This window comes from Nitrospinota bacterium (assembly GCA_029881495.1).
In the GTDB taxonomy this organism is placed as follows: domain Bacteria; phylum Nitrospinota_A; class UBA7883; order JACRGQ01; family JACRGQ01; genus JAOUMJ01.
The window spans coordinates 61,635-80,627 of record JAOUMJ010000010.1 but is presented as its reverse complement, the minus strand read 5'-3'; the positions used below and the strand labels follow the sequence as shown (position 1 = coordinate 80,627).

The 18,993-nt window shown below is 48.7% G+C and carries 13 protein-coding genes; 9 read left to right on the top strand and 4 right to left on the bottom strand.

Annotated elements, in window-relative coordinates; all coding sequences use genetic code 11:
* The 3 genes from OEY64_06400 to OEY64_06390 all read right to left on the bottom strand — a co-directional run.
* Nucleotides 1-947 (bottom strand): class I SAM-dependent methyltransferase (locus tag OEY64_06400; GenBank protein MDH5542578.1); only part of this gene is annotated, 947 nt, incomplete at its 3' end.
* A gap of 42 nt (nucleotides 948-989) precedes the next feature.
* Nucleotides 990-2,732 carry a radical SAM protein gene (locus OEY64_06395; protein ID MDH5542577.1) on the bottom strand — a complete coding sequence of 581 codons (1,743 nt, stop codon included), beginning with the start codon at nucleotides 2,730-2,732 and terminating at the stop codon, nucleotides 990-992.
* A 219-nt stretch (nucleotides 2,733-2,951) separates the two neighbouring features.
* A complete protein-coding gene (locus OEY64_06390; GenBank protein ID MDH5542576.1) occupies nucleotides 2,952-6,329 on the bottom strand; it encodes an NHL repeat-containing protein in 3,378 nt (1,125 codons plus the stop codon).
* Between the two features lie 339 nt (nucleotides 6,330-6,668).
* On the opposite strand from OEY64_06390, the gene OEY64_06385 reads away from it, so the two are divergent.
* The 7 genes from OEY64_06385 to OEY64_06355 all read left to right on the top strand — a co-directional run bounded on the left by OEY64_06385 (nucleotide 6,669) and on the right by OEY64_06355 (nucleotide 13,829).
* Nucleotides 6,669-8,726, top strand: coding sequence for a HEAT repeat domain-containing protein (locus OEY64_06385; protein MDH5542575.1), 2,058 nt, complete (start codon nucleotides 6,669-6,671; stop codon nucleotides 8,724-8,726).
* A gap of 42 nt (nucleotides 8,727-8,768) precedes the next feature.
* Nucleotides 8,769-9,935, top strand: coding sequence for a cytochrome c family protein (locus OEY64_06380; GenBank protein ID MDH5542574.1), 1,167 nt, complete (start codon nucleotides 8,769-8,771; stop codon nucleotides 9,933-9,935).
* Nucleotides 9,936-10,398: 463 nt separating this feature from the next.
* Nucleotides 10,399-10,668, top strand: a complete 270-nt coding sequence (locus OEY64_06375) for a LuxR C-terminal-related transcriptional regulator (GenBank protein ID MDH5542573.1) — start codon at nucleotides 10,399-10,401, stop codon at nucleotides 10,666-10,668.
* Between the two features lie 135 nt (nucleotides 10,669-10,803).
* On the top strand, nucleotides 10,804-11,988 hold the full coding sequence (locus OEY64_06370; GenBank protein ID MDH5542572.1) for a response regulator: 1,185 nt from the start codon (nucleotides 10,804-10,806) through the stop codon (nucleotides 11,986-11,988).
* Nucleotides 11,989-12,512: 524 nt separating this feature from the next.
* Nucleotides 12,513-12,812 carry a hypothetical protein gene (locus OEY64_06365; GenBank protein MDH5542571.1) on the top strand — a complete coding sequence of 100 codons (300 nt, stop codon included), beginning with the start codon at nucleotides 12,513-12,515 and terminating at the stop codon, nucleotides 12,810-12,812.
* A 12-nt stretch (nucleotides 12,813-12,824) separates the two neighbouring features.
* Nucleotides 12,825-13,313: a cyclic nucleotide-binding domain-containing protein gene (locus tag OEY64_06360; protein ID MDH5542570.1), complete on the top strand. Its 489-nt coding sequence runs from the start codon at nucleotides 12,825-12,827 to the stop codon at nucleotides 13,311-13,313.
* Between the two features lie 369 nt (nucleotides 13,314-13,682).
* The gene (locus OEY64_06355) at nucleotides 13,683-13,829 is read left to right on the top strand and encodes a hypothetical protein (protein ID MDH5542569.1); all 147 of its coding nucleotides are present in this window, start codon (nucleotides 13,683-13,685) and stop codon (nucleotides 13,827-13,829) included.
* Between the two features lie 100 nt (nucleotides 13,830-13,929).
* On the opposite strand, the gene OEY64_06350 is transcribed toward OEY64_06355, so the two are convergent.
* Entirely contained in the window at nucleotides 13,930-14,304 is a 375-nt protein-coding gene (locus tag OEY64_06350) for a hypothetical protein (protein ID MDH5542568.1), read from the bottom strand.
* Between the two features lie 283 nt (nucleotides 14,305-14,587).
* On the opposite strand from OEY64_06350, the gene OEY64_06345 reads away from it, so the two are divergent.
* Both OEY64_06345 and OEY64_06340 read left to right on the top strand, forming a co-directional pair.
* The gene (locus OEY64_06345) at nucleotides 14,588-15,769 is read left to right on the top strand and encodes a hypothetical protein (protein ID MDH5542567.1); all 1,182 of its coding nucleotides are present in this window, start codon (nucleotides 14,588-14,590) and stop codon (nucleotides 15,767-15,769) included.
* Nucleotides 15,766-18,771: a DNA polymerase III subunit alpha gene (locus tag OEY64_06340; GenBank protein ID MDH5542566.1), complete on the top strand. Its 3,006-nt coding sequence runs from the start codon at nucleotides 15,766-15,768 to the stop codon at nucleotides 18,769-18,771. The genes OEY64_06345 and OEY64_06340 overlap by 4 nt, the downstream gene beginning before the upstream one ends.
* The last annotated feature ends 222 nt before the right edge of the window (nucleotides 18,772-18,993 follow it).

Below are 18,993 nucleotides of genomic sequence, written 5' to 3'. Positions count from 1 at the left end.
TGGGCGATGATTACCCCCCCCTTCTTGACGATCGAACCCCACGATGTGAGGTCGAAAGTTACCCCTTCATAGCTGTGATCCCCGTCGATAAAAAGAAAGTCCACCCCCTTGCCGCCGGATATGGATTCCCAGTTCTTAAAGGCTTCACTTGAATCGGTTTTGTGAAGGGTTACATAATCTTCGACACAGTTTTTTTTCAGCGTTTCGAGAACTACATCCGGCAGGATCGGATCGAAACTGTGAAACTTAGTATTCTTGCCGCTCCCTTTTATCGCCGTTGCTATAAGGTTTGTGCTTCCCCCCAGGTACCGCCCGATCTCTACGAATACCCCCCCGGCCATTTCTCCCGCATATTTGTATATAAGTTCCATATCCTCATTTGTAAGGGATGCAAAACCGAATATCCTTTTTCCGTCGATATCCCTGAAATCGTCAAGCGAATCGGGATGCAGGGTTAGCCGGTTCCGGTTGTCGAGTGAATAGACGTTTTTTGAAAGGGTGCGGAGGTACGCGGCGAGAGGGATGTGGCCAATAAAATTGCTATTGTCAAAATTGAAGTAGGGAGCAAAGAGGATCGTATAGTCGAAAGATGTGGGTAGTGTTCCACTCACTACATTTGACCTTATCGATTCTGATAAAAGGGATTTCGCAATTAGTGGCTTTACTGTATTGTTGTCAGGATGTTCCCCTTCAAGTTTCAATAGATCCTCGCATCCGGACGTTTCTTCAATGACGAGGCTGAAGGTCATATTTTTGACCAGACCGAGAATCCTTTTGATCTTTTCAAGCGGGAAAAGAACCTTTTCGCCTCTCGGTATGACCATGAGGGCGTTTGTGCCGGTAAATGGCGGTTTAAAATCGTGGTAAAAGATGAGTTTCTCTCTGTCCCACCACTGCAGTGAGGAAAATTTATCCCTGTACCGCTGAAAATCTTCCCAACCGTTCATTGACAATCTCTCAAGAAATGTTTTGTAAGGTAATTACGAATGCTAGCATGGGTTGCTTTTGGCTGACAAGAAAAAACTAGAGGGATTGGAAACATCCCTTAATTTTTCATCAGCGCAGTTTTTGCAGTTTTCTATTAGTGGCAACTTGCCGGCATGACTTAAGCGAAGGTTTTTATAGAAGTCTCCGTTCCACACAGGTTGAAAATCATTCTCTGCGACATCCTGCTTGTGGGCAATAAGACAGCATGGCGTAGCTCTGCCGCCGATGAATATGGATGATTGTTCCCATGGGATCGAACAGAAATTATCAGGAACCTCGGCTTTTCCTGTCGTCCGTGGAAGATCAACGGGAATTCCGGAGAGCTCGGCCTGTTCCAATGTTTTTTCAAATATGTCCGACACCTCGCCCATTCTGCCGAAAAGCGATTCTTCCCGGTTCATGAATGGCGCGGTGGAGGCATAATTGACAAATATGGAATCAGCGCCGATATCCGGGGCAATCTTTACCAATTCGGGCAATTCCCGGAAATTTACGGTGCTTATCGTAACAGCAAGACTGATCGCGGGAAGACTCCCTCTGCCAGATTCTCTCATTCCGGATAATTCGGATATGTTCCGTTTGACTTGATCGAAATAACTCCCTTTACGCACTTTTTCAAATGTCTCTTTTTTAGCTCCATCAAAGGAGATGTTTATGTTGTTCAGTATCCCGGAGGCAAGTTTTCGGGAAACTTTTTCGTTTAATAGAGTTCCGTTTGTTATCAGGCCGGTATCAATGCCATGCCTTTTTGCGGTTTCAATATAATCGGGAAGATGTTTGTTCAATAGAGGTTCGCCGTGAAGGCCGAAACTGCAGTAGGAGAGGTACGGGAAAAAGAGATTCTCGATCCGTTTAAAAGCCTCGGGGGTGAGATAATCCCCCCTTTTTTTATATTTGCCGTTGGCAGTTCGTTTGAAAGTGGTGTCCCAGAATCTGTAACCGATTCCGAAAGTTTTGTTGAACTCCTCTTCTGTAAAAGACGTAAATTGCTGGGTGCATGTCGTGCATTTCAGGTTGCATGGACTGCTGACCCCGACACGAAGGTAAACCGGCATGGAATGGAGATGTTCCAGCTTCAATCCGGTTTCGATGGAGTTCAGCTTTTTATTTATCTCGCGCACGCCTGCCGAGGAAGGGTTTTTCATGAGCGCTTTAAGGATTTCACGCGACCGCATGAGGAAATCCTCAATACCAATAGAGATAAGGTCTTTTGAAAGATGTTCAAAAAGGATTGGGGATACATAGTCCAGCGCAGAGAATGAGGTTTTTTCCATGTTGAGTCCTGTTTCGATCTTGTTGACGGCAACACCTGAATCGGCGCGTCTGAATGATCTGTAATAGGGGGTGCCAGGATCTTTTATTGCCTTCAGCGCGGAAATTGAAACAATATCGGGAGCAAGTCCGCCCGGCGCGCCGGAATGGAACGTATATTGAGCGCTACTTTCAACATGTGAATCAAGAGCTGTTTTCAGGAGGAGAGGGAGAGTGAAAATATTTTCCGCATTTACCCTCGTGATATTTCCTTCTGTATACCTGTTCTCCATCAGCGCATTTCGCATTCTGAAATTGAGGTTGTCGCTGTCGCCAATATACAATTTAGCCCCGGTCTTACGCGAAACCTCGGCATAATATCGGGAATGCTGCTGGTCTCCGGCAATAATTATTACGTCGCTAAAAATTCCAGAGCCGAGGAGGGTAGAGACGGTTCTTTCCAGAGGTGTTATCCCTGAGAATTGCGAAAGCATTTTATCCGCCGAAAGGCGGGCGATATTGACCGGAATCATCGCAATTTTGTTCATCGGTTTGTCAATATAACATAAGGGGATTGCGTAAAGGGATGCCTGTCCACCACGCACTGAAATATCATATGAGCAAAAGTCATGTTAACGGTATCGTCAACACGGGGATGGAACTGAATGGAAAAACGGAGCGGGTTATGCAGGGATTGAACGCGAGCGAAAGTATCAGGATTTTGGAGGGTCAAAAATGACAACCCTGTTTGCAAGGTAATCGGCTATCGCTATTTTGCCGTCCATCTGAAATGATGAAACAGCCCCTTCTGAAGGAATGCCAGTCAGCTCTTCGACTTTCGAAAAGTCGCCGGTAACCCGTAATACCCTGTTTCTCACGTAATCTGTAAAGAGGAAATTACCCTCCTCGCTGGCAGATATGTGGGAAAAGGTTTTAAAATCGCTCCCTGTGGAGTTCAATTTCTTTATTACATTCCCTTCGAGGTCGGAAGAGATGAGTACTCCATCCCCTCCGGTAATGATCCTCTCCCCAGTCAATTCGAATCCGAAGATGGATGTACTTTTCGGGAGGCCGAGCGAATCCCTGCTTATTTCACGGATCCATTTCCCATTGCTGTCAAAAACCGATATTCCGACTCCGTCAAGGTAGGTCACGTAGATATTCCAATTGGAGTCGATCTTCATGCGCATTGGGACATTTTTTGTGACCCCCTGGAGGGAGAATCGTCTTTCATAGTTGCCATCGAGCGAAAAAATGGATATAAGACTGTTCTCTTCCTGAATGACTGCGAGCCCGCCGGATGGTGTGTTTGCCATATCAGCAGGTTTTTTCAGCAGACCTTCAGCTGTTCCATACCCGCCGAAACTGAAGAGGGATTCCCCTTTTCCGTTGAACGCGTGGATCCTTGAGTTCTCGATAGACTGTATATAGAAGATCCCGTTCTTGCCGGTTACGGTGTGAGGGTAGAAGAGAGTTTCGGGAGATCCCATTTCTCCAATGAAATATTTAAAACGATTTGAAGGTATCCAGTTATCTGTCTGTACCCTGCTGATAGTTCTTTGGGTTTGCAGAAGGAAGGAGCCGAGACAACAGATGAAATTGGATTCCATTACTATCCGCGTAGATTCAATCCTCAAGTCGTTTTTCCTTGCGAGATTATTTTCTTTCTGGGTATTGGTAAAGGCTGTGAGGAAATCAGCCGAGAGTTTGTACTGTCTGGAAGCCCATCCGTCCAGAAAGCCGGCTATCTTTTGCGCGGGCAGTTTCAATTCCTCTTTTGTGATGCCCGGCTTGCTTGTCATCAGCATGGCGTATCTGACGGAGTATTCCTTTATCATCGCGCAGGAGTACCGCTCCTGGAAGTACTTGTGAAAACCGAGGAGGGCGAGCTTATTGCGTATTTCGATGGCGTGTTTTGGGTCGGTCTTTTCGGAAGATGGGAGCTGGAACGCCAATCTGAGCGTTTCGGAAATGAGGGGAGTGTGTTCTTTCTCGAACTTTTCGAATTCTCCGTGATAGAAAGAGGATATCTTGTCCCATCCTCCCTCCACTGAAGCGGGGCTGCCTTTGAAGCCGCCATCGGTCCACAAGGCACCGAGCAGTATATAAGAAGAACCTCTCCCCGGAATGATGTTCTCCTCCTTCGAAAGCGGCGCCCAGAGCTCCTCCTTGTCAAAAGGGGCGAGAGCCTCTTTAAGTTTTTCCTGGCCAATGGATGCAAGTAGCACGTTCAGCGAGCGAGAAAGCTTTAATAGCGATTCCAGGGTTTCGGGGAAAAGGGCGATAAAATCTAGCGATTTTATGGTGATATCCTTTAAAATCGGCAGATTTGAGGGATTAATCTTTCCGGCGAGCGATGCGAGTTCGTAATTCTGTTCGGTTATGAATTCGGACAGGAGGTTGAATTCCCACGTGAGCATTTCAATCTTGTTGAAGGCGTAGACGAATGGTTGTCGATGGTCGGGAGGGGAGGAGAAATTAAGGCCGGGAGCCTCCTTCTCAGCGGTTTTGTACCACCCCTCCCTTTTTTCACGGAGATCCAGCAGGATGTCCAGGTTGTCACTCATCGTTTGAAGACGGTATTTCTTGCCGATTCCGATATATGCGAGTCTCAGGGCAAGCTCTTCGATCTTTTTGAAAGAGGTGAATTTCTTGCATATTGAAGTGGTGTGCGCGTAAATCTTTTTCAGTACAAGGTATTTTTCTACCATGATGTCATCGTTCGATTCCCTTCCGGTTTTGAAGGCGATTTCAAGCCTCAGCATCACCTTCGAGAGTTCGTCGATGTCGAGAGTTTTTTCAGATATCGTATTTATCGCATCGGCAAGAAGTTCCGAGGAGTAGGCGGCCAGCATCTCGGCAAACGGTTCCGCCGTTTTCGTCTCATCCGCTCCAAGGGCATCATTGCCGGTATGGAAAAGGTAATCCCCCTGTGGGAGTAGCGAACCGAGCTCTTCAGGCTGGGGTTTTTCCTGGGTCGAAGCGCACATGCCGAGATGTTTTGCCGCTTCCCCCGTTTTGCCGTTCGCGAAAAGCGACAATGCCGATTTGAGGTGGAAGTTGAATCTCCCTTCGAGGGATATTCTCCTGTCATGTTTTGGCGTAATCTCCATGAAGACTACGCCAGAGTTTATGCCGTCGGCAACGAACAACCGGTTATCCCGCGAGGCGATGGCGACAGGCACCTCCATACCGGGCTTGTACGAATAGAGATGTATCCCTTCCGGTGAAAAGACGGAGACGAAGTCCATGTTGAACTGCGTAAGGTGGAGGTTCCCCTCGGCATCGCACACGAGGCCGGAAGGGAACTTTATGCCGCACAAATTGAAGCTGGTATCGGCGCGCATCGTTGCGCCGCTTATCCTGATGACCCGGTGGTTATTGGTATCGGCTACATAAATATTTCCGTCTCTGTCGGCTGTTATTGCCGATGGGTATTCAAAAGATGGGGATGGGAACAGGCTTTCAACGGTATTTGTCATATAAAACTGGTTCTGCTCGTCAACTGAACCTCGACCTCCAATGATGCCGTCCGGCTTACCGTCCAGAGTAAACACCTGTATCCTGTGGTTGGATTTTTCAAGGACGTACAGGCGATCACCCCGCACAATGAGGCTTACCGGCTCATCCAATTCGCCAATCCCTGCGCCAAGTTCGCCGAAAGCCGTCTTGAACGTGAGGTCTGCTGAATAAACGGCTATCCTGTGGTTCCATGCGTCGGCAATGTAAAGGTTGCCTGAGTTGTCGAGCGCAAGCCCCCTGGGGTAGTTAAACTCCCCGTTTTCGGCCCCTTTTTTCCCAAAGGCTTTATGTTCTTTCCCGTCAGCGTTGTATACGCAGACGCGGTGGTTGAATTCATCCGAAATGAAGATGCGCCCGTCATCGGCCAGCGCTATACCCCCCGCCGGGGAGAGCCCCTCGGCATCGTGCAATACGCCGGATTTCCTTAAACTGGCGTGTGCCAGCCCGGAAAAGCCGTCAATCGTATCGGCAATAGCGCGAAAAGAGGTGATGCGCTTTGGGTCGCTCGTATCTTCAAGGTAGCTTTTGGCTTCCTCAGAATTCAGCAGGGTAAGCATTTTTTCTTTCATTAACTTAAACAATCCTAGTGTCTGGTTTGGCTAAAAGCAACGCTAAAAAAGGGGAAAGAGAGTAAAATGAACGATATGTAACATTCGTACAAATCTCCAGAAGGGATATTGTGGTAAACTTTTAGGGATATTTGTGGCGGGGGGTATTTAAGAGGGGAAAGTGGAAAATTCTGGTTTTGTATCTATACTATTAAACTGTAAAAGGGGAAAGAACGATACAGCATTAGAGGTGCCTGAAACTACCGAATGTAACCATTTGGAAATTTGCGGGATTTCCCGAAAAAGGTAAATTATAATAAAACGTATTGATTTGAAAAGAAATACAGGTATGAGGCATGGATGTTTGAAGGCTACAAGATAAAAAAGGCGATGACCGAGTTGATCTCCAATCCAGGGGAGGTGTCTCTAAGCCATGCCGCAACCCTCGGCAAATATGGGAGTGACGGGTTAAAGGCTTTGATAGATGCGTTTCGTGGAAACAGGATCGTTCAAAAGGATATGGAGCTATATCTTAACGCGTTCTACGAGAAGAAACATTCCATCATCTTCATCGAGTTTTTGGGTGATAACAAGGAAGAGGTTAGATCCCTGATCAGCGACATACTCCTTAAAAAGGGGGGAGGTTCAATAACTCACGAGCTGATAGATTTTCTTCGCGAGGGTGATTTCCTTCAAAGAAGAGGCGCGACCGAATTATTGAAGAAGCTCGGCACGTTCGGCATTGTGGATAAGATCCTTCCGATGCTTGATTCCAAGTCGCGCGACATCAAGGGGAGCGCGATGGAGATACTTGCCGAGATCGGGGGGAAGAAGGTGCTTGCAAGCCTCCTGCCGCTGATATCTTCCGAAGACTGGTGGATAAGGAAAAGGGCTGTTACCGCTCTTGGGAAGATGAAGGATCCCAACAGTCTCGAGCCGCTCTATGCCCAGCTGAAGGTTGAGAACGATCCCAAGATAACTACCGATATCATTCAGATACTCGGCGACATCGGCAATCCGGATATGGCGAAAAATCTTCTCCCGAACATTAATAACAGCGACATGGTCGTGCGCCAGACCACTGTCGACGCTATCAGCAAGACCGCCAGCGTAGACATTATCAGGGACGTCATCGCGATAATAAAAGGTGGCGATGTAAACGTAAGACGGGCCGGGGTGGAAGTTCTCCAGAACCTCAGAGATACGCGTGCGACCGAAACATTGATAATTGCTCTTGGAGATCCCGACTGGTGGGTGCGCGAGATCGCCACCGACGCGCTTGCGAATATGAAAAGCAAGGGTAACGACGAGAAGATATTGAAGCTTTTTGAAAATCCGAACGAGAATGTACGGCGGGCCGCGGTGGAATACTTCGTGAGATGTCCAAGCCATGACGCGTATGATAACCTCATTAAAAGCCTCAAGGACAAGGATTGGATGGTGCGGGAGAAGGCTATCGAAGGGCTCGGCAAGTTAAAGGATGAACGCGCGGTAGACAGCATTATCGAGCTTGGGAACGACGCCGATGTAAGGTGGGGCGTGCCGAGGGCGCTTGCGGCTATAGGCGGCGACAAGGCGATAGTATTTCTTGGCGACTTCCTGGCCGATCCTGACCGAGCGATACGGCTGTCGGCATTAACTGCTCTTGGGAACCTCAAGGCAAAGGCGGCGCTCCCGCTGATAAAGGGGATCGTAAAGGATGCGGATACTGAAATAAGGAACGCCGCTCTGCAGATAATCAAGGAGATGACAGGCCACACCGTCAAGGCAAACGAGATAATAGCGGAACAGGAGAGGGAAGAGATGATGGGGGGAGGAGTAATTTCTTCCTCGATAGTCCCGGACAAGACACAGATCCTTACAGAGGCGATCCTCGTTCTCGACCTGGTCGGCTCTACGGATATGAGCGCCAACTACGGCGATGAATTCGCGCTGAGAGTTACCTCCAGGCTTGTAGAGACCTCCAAGCCGATAGCCGCCAGAAACAGGGTGCGGTTCACAAAGAGCACAGGAGACGGCTACCTGATGACCTTTTCGGAGATAGACAACGCATTGAAGTTTGCCATGGAAGTTAGCAAAACCATTGAGAAGAACAATCTCGCGGTGCCGGATAACGAAAAGATAGATATACGCATAGCGCTGAATTATGGCGAAACAAGGGTCGATACTAAAGGGGACAGGCTGGGAACTGCGGTAAACATGACCTTCCGCGTTGAGGGGGTAAAACCGGATAACCTTATCGAGGATGAAGGTGGAATGAAACCGGAAGAGCTCCCGCTGGTGAACAGGATACTCATCACCGAATACGTGAAAAAGGAAATAGACAAATCCGAACAGTACAAGATAAGGTACGTCGGCTTTTTTGAGCTGAAAGGGATAAGTGGAAGGCACAGAATTTATCAGGTCATTCTTGATTGACGGCAGGGGATTTAATTTGATAACAACCGGGATATCCTTTCCGTGAAAAACAGATTTGTACTAATCGTCTTTTCAATATTTCTTATTACACTTTCGGATTCCGGGGCTGAAAAATCAAAGGTTCCATCCTCATGGCTTGATTCATACTGGTACCATCCGATGGCTCCGCAGGGGGAAAGCCCGAAAAACTGGCCGGAGATCGAAGCTTCCCTCATGCCCGAGGATTGCGGAACATGCCACGAACAGAAATACCTTGAATGGACCACATCGCGCCACTCCCGCGCGATGAGGCATGGGATAACGGGACAGCTCCATGAGCCGTGGCTCAGCAAGGAGGCACAGATCGCATGCCAGGCCTGCCACTCCCCGCTGTACGAGCAACAGCCTTATATCGTTGCCGGAGGGCGCGTAGTAGAAAACCGTCTGTACAACAGAAACCTGAGGTTGCAGGGTGTGGCGTGCGCGGCTTGCCACATCAGAAAGAATGTGCGATACGGCCCGCCTGTAAAAAGATGGGTGGCGCCGGAAGCGGCGCATAACGGCTTCGTGGCGGTTGACGATTTCAACAGGTCGGAGTTCTGCAAACCTTGTCATCAGTTCGAACCGGAAGATAGAAGGGTAAACGGAAAATTGGTGCAGGACACCTATGAGCAATGGAAGGCTTCACCGGCGGCGAAAGAGGGGAAATCGTGCGCATCGTGTCATATGGCCGACCGTACACATACGTTCCAGGGGATTCATTCGCAAAGGATGGTCAAGAACGGAGTAAAGATCAAGATCCTCAAGGAGGTCGATTTCGCGATAATTTCAATCACAAATTCCGGAACTGGCCACAAGTTTCCAACATATGTTACGCCGAAGATCGCGGTAACAGGGAGGGTGATAAATCTGAATGGGGTCGAAATGGAATCAACCCTTATCGAATACCCGATACAGTGGAAGGTCGACCTTGACATGAAGACAGAGAGGTTTGACACCCGCCTTGATCCTGGTGAAACATTCGAGAAAAAATTCAACTTTCCAAAAATCTATTCAGGGAACATATATGAAATAGAAGTGATGGTTTATCCCGACGAGTATTACGAAAGATTCTACTCCTCGCTCCTGGATAAAAAACCGGAAGGGGTGGACCTGGAAAAAATCAAAAAGGCGCTCGAAGACGCGCGCAATTCATCCTTCTCCATCTACAAACGGCAGTTCCCATTCTAGATATTTAACCTCCGTTCCATTCGCGCAAGTCCTCATATCTTAAACCCCGAAAATGAGACTGATATTTACCCTGGGAAAAGGTCTCAATGCGGGGAAAGCTGGATGAGAAAACATAATAAATATTTCAAAGAGTAGGTAAAGGAATATATGAAACGGCATAGTACACACTGAAATTTGCATGACCCATTATGATGCAAAAATAGTTATATGAATTTCGAATTATTGTCATGTATTGCCCTGATTCTACTACCGCTTTTGGTAGTTGCCATATATATGATATCTGCTACATTTATAAGCGAAAACCATTTGATTTTAGCAACAGGGGGTCTTTTGGGCCAAATGAGATAGGTTCTATCTCTATTGGGGGTGCGTGGTGAAATTCGAAGAAATTTATCGATCCTTTCTTGAAAGTCTCGGTAATGTCGAATTTTCAGAGAAAGAAAAGGGGATCATAGGCTTGACCATGTTTTTTCCTAACAAGGAAATAAGCGATATGCTCGGAATTTCGCCAAATACATGCCGTTACCATTTGAAAAACATATATAAAAAAACCGAATTGGACAGGCACGATATCCGGAAAAAATACTGCCTTTTCCTTACGCAGGTTATAAATACCGGAAATGGCTATAAAAGACCTTCAGAAAAGGGGCGTTCCACCTTTAAAAAAAGTTCATTTACAAAATTAAGTAGAGATATTGAGGATTATTTAATAGGGGTTTTTAAAAAAGGGTAACATTCGTCGATCGGGGAGTTTGTCTTTTAACATTCGAGTTTCGTCAGTCAAATATCCGTGTGAACCAGAGGCCGATATGCTGTTTGTGAATTGCGATGTAATGACAATTATTTTGTATAAAGGATAAAGTTTTCTATGGTGACAATGGTTGTCAAAGATAATCAAACGCTGGTCAAATTTGACACTTTAAGAACGCTTACATTCATGGATGGATTTTTGGTAAAAAAGGCATTTGACGACATTTTAAATGCTTCAAATAAAGGGGAGATTATCATAGACCTCGAAAATATTGAGTTCATCGATTCATTTGGAGTTGGGGTGATTATCATTTCCTATAAAAAATTATCTATGGCAAATAGGGCGCTTTCCTTTATGAATGTAAATATGAATGTAGGTGATTATTTCCATAGATTGAGTTTGCATAGGCTTTTCAGAATTAATGGTAAATCCAATAATTCGGTTGGAGCCAGAGACGGTATGAAATTCAATGAAACCATGAAACCAGTATGCAAATTCCATGATGCATATTTTATCGGCTACGGCATCGTGGAAGAGTTCAGGCAATTGGCAGAAGCAAAAGGGATAACGCTATTGAATGATATCCCCAAGAATACCCGTATCTACGGGGATAGAATGCTTATGTGCCAGGTCATCTCGAATATTGTGTCTAACGCTATTAAATTCTGCTCTAAAAACGATGTTATATCGCTTTACTCTCCTGAAGATAGGCCTTCGACTATTTCAGTGGCGGATACCGGACGGGGGATTGAAAGGGAAAAGCTTGAAAAGCTGTTTGAATACGGGAGCAGGAAAAATACATTCGGAACTGCTGGAGAAGCAGGTGCCGGTGTCGGGCTTCCGCTTTGCATGGAAATAGTCAAGGCACATGGCGGGAATTTGATCGCGGAATCGGTAGAAGGAAAAGGGAGCACCTTCCATATTGAATTGCCACAAAGAATACCAAAGGTGCTTCTGATAGACGACGACTACGATATGAGATTCGTGCATGGGGTATCACTAATGTGTAGCGGCGTCGAAGTAATGGAAGCCAGGGACGGCAATGAAGCGATTGAAATCCTGGAAAATGCTACTCCCGACCTGATAATAACCGATCTGAGAATGCCGGGGATGGACGGGATGAAGCTGATCTCAATCCTGAGGAAAAACAGTACACTGAAACAGATCCCAATCATTGTTGTAACCGCGCAGAAGGATGTTGAAACAAGAGCAATTGCCATGCAAAGCGGAGCGGATGATTTCATCATCAAGCCGATAATCGCGGAAGATTTTTCATCCCGTATCAAAAAATACATCGGATAAAAACAATTATCGTTTACCCTCATGCAATCGGTGGGTAAATATCAACATAGGGGATGATCATTCCGTCTTTCGATATTTCCCGTATCTGGTAAAACTCCATTCATTATCTGAACGGTGGAAAGAGCTTTACCCCTTTGGTCACCCGGTAACACCCTCTTGGAGGAGAGATTCTGGCAGGAAAATATATCATATTTAAGACATTTCATTTTCACGAAGCAGTAAAAGTGTAAAAAAAGAGACATGTAATAGCATATAGATAAAAAAACATACACATGCTTGCTATCGCAAAGATACCTTAAATCTCATTAAATGCATGAAATGCTTATAAAAACAGATAGATATCTTATGACGATGCAATGGCACAGGGATTGCTTTTATATTCCAGCTAAATTGACAAAGTTACAAAAAAGATAATTAAACGAATGGAGGTGATCAAGACAGGAAGTCGTAAGGGATAGAGGTTATTGAAATAGATTTAGTGATTTAAACAGGTAAAAACAGATATTTTAAAAAGGAGTTTGGATATGAAAAACAGGACAGTGATAATGGCAGCACTTTTAGTTGGTCTTTTTACAGCACCTGCGTTTGCAGTTGAGGACGTCAAGGCATATTCCCTTTTCGTAAGGGGTACCGATGCATGGTCAAAAAATAAGGGAGCCGATATAAGGACAGCAAAGATAAACAAAGAGGATAACGCATGGGCGCTTTTCCAGACCAGCACAAAGCTCTGGAGGAAATCGAAAGTTGTTATTCCAAGACAGGACATGGGTGACAGGTATGTAAACCTGTTTGGTAATACTCCGGTTATTCGAACAACGAACTAGAAAGGGATGATAATGGATTTGACAAAATTTGAAGCAGGGGAATGGATCATCGGCAAGAATGAGGTTCCAGCGTATTTCATGTACCGCCTGGTTAATGGAAAGGTCTCGATCTTCTCAAAAGGGAAGAAAGTAAACACGGTAGAGGTTAAGAAGGGACAGAGGCCGGTGATGCTTGGAGTAATGGCAATGTTCAAGGATGATGGGAAACACTCAGCGTCCGTGAAGGCCGAAACGGAATCAGAGCTTGAAATGGTTTATATCGACAACGTGAAAAACATCGTGAAAAAGGATCTTCCGGATACTTACAGGAAGGACCTGGAGTCGATGATAGAAACCATCATTCTGTGCAACGAACTGAAATGCCTGCAAGAGGACTTCAGGGAGAAGGAAAAGGTAGTCCCTATCCTTCCGGAAGGTTTGCCGACAGACGTTTCAGAAGTTTTGAAAGAAGTTAAGGGTCTTTATGAACAGAGCCTATATGCTCAGCAACTGGCATGCTAACAAAATCCGGTACGTATAACAGGTTCATTTGAGCAACCCCCAAAGCGCAGAAAAAAAACTGCGTGGCCGACCCGCCCTAAAAGGGGGGTCGGCTTTTTTTATTTCAGCCATACTTTCTGCAATGTGCGCGAGTAATAATTCAATATGCGTACTGCGGTGCAAATCACCGGAGATCAAAAAAACCGCGTCAGTTCAGTGAATTGCTACGATTGCATCCCGGTTTTTCAAGCGCGATTTTCCAACTACCACAAATATCAGCCAATTATAAATGGCATAGGATATGCACCTATATATCACCAAGATTACAAATAACAGCTGTCCAAGCGGGATAGCGTTAACAACTATGTACATCAGTACAGGAGGTGCACCATGGAAAAGAGAGACATTAATAAAAAAGATCAGGTATGTTTAGGCGACTACTGCACGACCAAGGATGGATTTGTTGAGGGAGTAGGCTTAAGCGCCTTGACAGCTCTCTTTGCGCTGCCGATTTTCTATTACACGTTGATTGGCTAGAAAGAACGCAAGCGCCGGCAATGCCGGCAAACCCCCAACGGTGAAGAGTAACGCATGTTTTAAAGCCGGGAGAAATAAACTCCCGGCTTTTCTACATCTACTATAAGAAACCTTTAAGCCACCTGGTCGCTTCGTCCTCAGAAGTGAAGAGTCGTTGCGGGATCTCCGATCTGTGGAACCGGAGGACAAAATTGCCGAGCATTTGGCTGACAGGTGATCCGACAATAATTGCAGACGCGGAAGAAACGATCGATTTCGCCACATACTGCCTTGCTTCCCTGCTGATAGACTTTGCCCCCCTGATATCTCCAAGGAAAGGGTATATTTTGTCTTTTCTTATTTCATCAAAAGCCTTTACGACTTCAATGACGTCATCAAGGCTTTCATCCATGCCGGGATTTACGACATAGCGGATGATGTTATCGTCATCCAGCCATAATTTGCCTATACGGACATTCACGATATCCAAAACCATTTAGCTACTCCCCTAGCAAGAAGCGAACTGTTCAATCTTCGCATACATGAACATGATACCCGATAGAGGCATTGATTAGGTCGATTTAACTCCGTGATTTCCGCTTTCAGCCGCTATTTACACCCCTTCTTGCCGATTTTTCGGTATTTATTTGCCTGCTGTTAAATTTCGTGTTATTTTCGGTATAGAGATGGGGTGTCCGCTTTTGCCTTAAAAGGGAGAGGGCGCTTTCGGGTCATGGAAGGCGGCATAAGTCGGCTGTTGCCGGCGCAAAGGAGCAACGATGGAAAAGCAGGTAATACATCTAAACATCGCCGATTTCGCAGTCGGCGTGGAGCGTGTGGCGGACAGGCGGTTCAGGACGAGGCCGCTCATCATCGCCCCGGACGGCGGACCGCGCTCCACCGTTTTCGACATGAGCGACGAGGCGTTCCGCGAAGGAGTTCGCAAGGGGATGTCCCTCTCACGAGCGAAACGTCTTGCGCGCACCGCCGTTATCATTCCGCCGAAGTTCGACCTCTACGAGCGCGCAATGAAGGCGTTCGTAAAGCATGCCTACCCCTTCTCCCGCCTGGTGGAGCATGGGAACGGCGACGGACACCTCTTCATGGATGTGACCGGGACGCGCCGCCTCTTCGGTTTTCCGCAGGATGTGGCCGAGCGCGTCCGCAGATCGATAATCGGCGACATACGCCTGAACCCTATATGGTCTGTCGCATCCAACAAGCTTGTCGCCAAGGTCGCCACACGTCTCGTCAAACCGCTCGGAGAGTACATCGTAAACGGCGGCGACGAGGAGAAGTTCATCGAGCCTATACGCCTGAACCTCCTTCCCGGCCTTTTCGGTGAGGAGATAGAGCGCTTCCGGGAACTCAACATCGTCACAGCCGGCGCTGTTCGCCCCTTCTCGCCGGTACAGCTCGACGTCCTCTTCGGAAAGCGTGCGCGCACCATCTTTGAAAAGGTGCGCGGAATAGATTATTCCCAGCTCCTCTGCCAGAACGACGGCAAGGGGAAGATTGAATCGGGTCACACATTCAAGCCGGATACGAACGATGCTTCGCTTCTGGATTCCGCGCTCTACGGATGCGTGGAGCGCGTCGGCATGGAACTGCGCGGACGGCGCCTCGCCTTGAGAGAGGTAAACATTCTTGTCGACTACTGCGACGGAAACCGCGTTCATAAGAAGTCCTCTGCGTCCGCTCCCGTTTCGTCGAACTCGGATATATTCGATATCGCGCTGAAAGCATTAAACAGTGCGTGGACAAGGAGGGTGAGAATACGCCATATACGCATCGCCTGCGAAAAACTATCCCCGATGGAACTTCAGCTCGACTTCTTTACCGTATCCGGGAATGGCATCAGCGCCCCCCGTCCGCTCGACAAGGCGTTTGATTCGATACGCGTCCGCTTCGGCAAGGGTGCGGTAATGACTGGGAGGACGTTCGGGGGTGATGCGCCGTGAAGAGGGATAACGCGCGCATCCGTCCGTTCCGTTCTCTGCTCGGTGTCCGTTCGCACTACTCTCTCATGCAGGGGACAGCCCCGGTGAAGGAACTGGTAAAGTACGCCGCGCGACTCGGCTACGAGCGGGTGGCGCTTACCGACAGGGATAACCTCTACGGCCTCTGGCCTTTCCTCAAGGCGTGCAAAGAGGAGGGGATAAGAGCGATAGTCGGCGCGGAGATTACGGATATTTCGTCGAACGCTTCGGCATTCATGTTCGTGAAAAATGCCGAGGGATATTCAAACCTCTGCCGCCTCATCACCTCACGCAAACAGGATACCGCTTTCTCCCTCGAAAGCGGCGCGATAGAAAACGGCGGCGGACTTTTTATCGTGACGACCGATGAAACGATTCTCGAGCGGTGGCATTCAGCCGGTCTTGATGTCGGCGCAGCCGTGCCGCGAAGCGTAAACGAGCTCTCGGCAAAAGCGCGGAGCGTCGCGCGAAGGCTCGGTCTCCCTTGCGTTGCCGTGGCCGATTCGTTCTTTCTCCGCCCCGGCGGTTACGGTTTTCACAAGCTCTTGCGCGCCATCGCGCTCAACACCTCTTTATCGCGTCTCTCTCCCGAAGAGCTTGCGCCGGAAAGCGCGTGGATCGCTCCGCCGGAAGAGTACGAAAGGCGTTTTGGCATCATGCCGGAGGCGTTGACGGGGGGGGAAGATCTTGCGGATCTTTGCGAATTCGACGGACCGAAGAATCCGATAATCTTCCCTTCGTGGGGGGGGAACGGGATTTCACCCGATGAGGCTCTGCGCCGGGAGGCTTACAGGGGGGCTATGTGGAGGTACGGCATCATAAGCGATGCGGCAAGAGCACGGCTCGAGTATGAACTGAAGGTGATAGGAGAGAAAGGTTTTTCCGCCTACTTCCTCGTGGTGCGCGACATCGTGAGGCGAAGCCCGCGCATATGCGGCCGCGGTTCCGGCGCGGCGTCGCTCGTGGCGTACGCGCTCGGCATCACGAATGTCTGCCCGCTGAAGCACAACCTCTACTTCGAGCGTTTTCTCAATCCGGGTCGCGTCGATCCGCCGGACATCGATGTCGATTTCGCCTGGGACGAGCGGGACGATGTAATCGCGTCGGTACTCGAAGAGCACGTTGGGCATTCGGCGATGGTATGCAATCATGTTTTTTTCCAGCCGCGCATGGCGGTGAGGGAGACGGCGAAGGTGTTCGGCCTCGGCGAGCGGGAGATATCAAACGTCTCAAAAAAGGTGCCGTGGACTTATCACGACAGGAGCACCGGAATGGAGACGGTGTTCAAAAGCATGCCGCAGATGCGGGGGATCGATTTCGGATACCCCTGGCCGGAAATTCTGAAACTGGCGTCGATGCTTGTCGGCACACCCCGCAACCTCTCGGTGCATCCCGGCGGCGTGGTGATAACGCCGAAGCGTATCGACGGCTACGTCCCGCTGGAGATGGCAAGGAAAGGTGTACCTGTCATCCAGTGGGAGAAAGAAGGTGCGGAGGAGGGGGGGCTGGTGAAGATAGATCTCCTCGGCAACCGGAGCCTTGGAGTGATACGAGACGCCATAGCGGAGATAAGGAGGAACGGCCGTCACTTCGACGAATCGCGGTGGGAGCCGGAGGATGATCCCGAAACGCAGAAGTCGGTTTCGAAGGGGGATACGATGGGCTGTTTTTACATAGAAAGTCCCGCCACGCGGCTGTTGCAGAAGAAGGCTGGAACGGGGGATTTCGAACATATGGTCATACACAGCTCCATCATCCGCCCGGCGGCGAACGAATTTCTGCGCGAGTATCTACGACGTCTGCATGGGGGAGAGTGGGAGCCTATTCATCCGCTCCTTGAGAATGTGCTCGATGAAACGTACGGCATCATGGTCTATCAGGAGGACGTATCGAAGGTGGCGGTTTCGCTTGCCGGTTTCTCGCATTCGGCGGCGGACCTCCTGAGGAAGATAATGTCGAAGAAGGACAAGGGGGGGAAGCTTGAGCAGTTGAAGGAGAAATTCGCCTCCGGCGCCGCGAAGAACGGGGTGACGCAGAAGCAGATAGATGAGATATGGCGGATGATACTCAGTTTCGACGGCTACTCGTTCTGCAAACCGCACAGCGCGAGCTACGCGAGGGTGTCGTTCCAGTCGGCATACTTGAAGAGCCATTTCCCCGCGGAGTTCATGGCGGCGGTGATAAGCAACCGCGGCGGATTTTACAGCGAGTTCGCCTATGTATCCGAAGCGAAGCGTATGGGGTGTGTAGTGCTCCCGCCGGACATAAATGAAAGCGATATCAAATGGAAGGGGAATGCGAAGCGGATGCGCGTCGGTTTGCAATCGGTGTCGAATCTGAGCACCGCAACGATGGAGAGAACTGTTTTCGCGCGCCCGGCAGATGGGTATCGGAGTTTTAGCGATTTTCTTTCGCTCGTTATTCCGGCGGAGGACGAGGCGCGCTCCCTCATATACTCACGCGCGTTTGAATCTCTGGAGAAGGGGAGGAGCCAGGCGGAACTTTTGTGGCAACTTGCCTTATGGCGCAAGAGGAGGGAAGAGGGGGGAGCGTCGGGCATTTTCGACGGCGACGCATCGGTAAGGGAACTGAAACTTCCGCCGGAGACGGAGATCGAAAAAGTGCGAAGAGAGTATTCATCGCTAGGTTTTTTGTGCGGGTGCCATCCGATAGTTCTTTACGAGAAAACGGTAGCGGAGGCGAAGCCGGTAAAGGTCAAGGATATCGAGAAGCATATCGGCAAGAGGGTGGGGCTGGCAGGGTGGCTGATAACCGGGAAGACGGTGCAGACGAAAAAGGGGGAGGCGATGAAGTTCATAACCTTCGAGGATGAGACCGGGATACTCGAGACAGTCTTCTTTCCGAAGGTCTACGACAAGTACATAGGGATACTTGAGAGCCACAAGCCGTACTTCGTCCGCGGGAAGGTGGAGGTGGAATTCGGCGCGGTGACGCTCAACGTCGAATCGCTACGCGCGCTGTAGGTTTGTATTCAATTCATTGCGAGCGTAGCGAAGCCGTCTTTCTTTGGTAGCATAGACTTTAGTCTGTGTTTGCTCTTGGTAGCATAGACTTTAGTCTGTGTTTGCTCCGAAGGAGCAACTTATTTCTGTGCCACGTCATTGCGAGCGCAGCGAAGCCGTCTTTCTTTGGTAGCATAGACTTCAGTCTGTGTTTGCTCCGAAGGAGCAACTTATTTCTGTGTC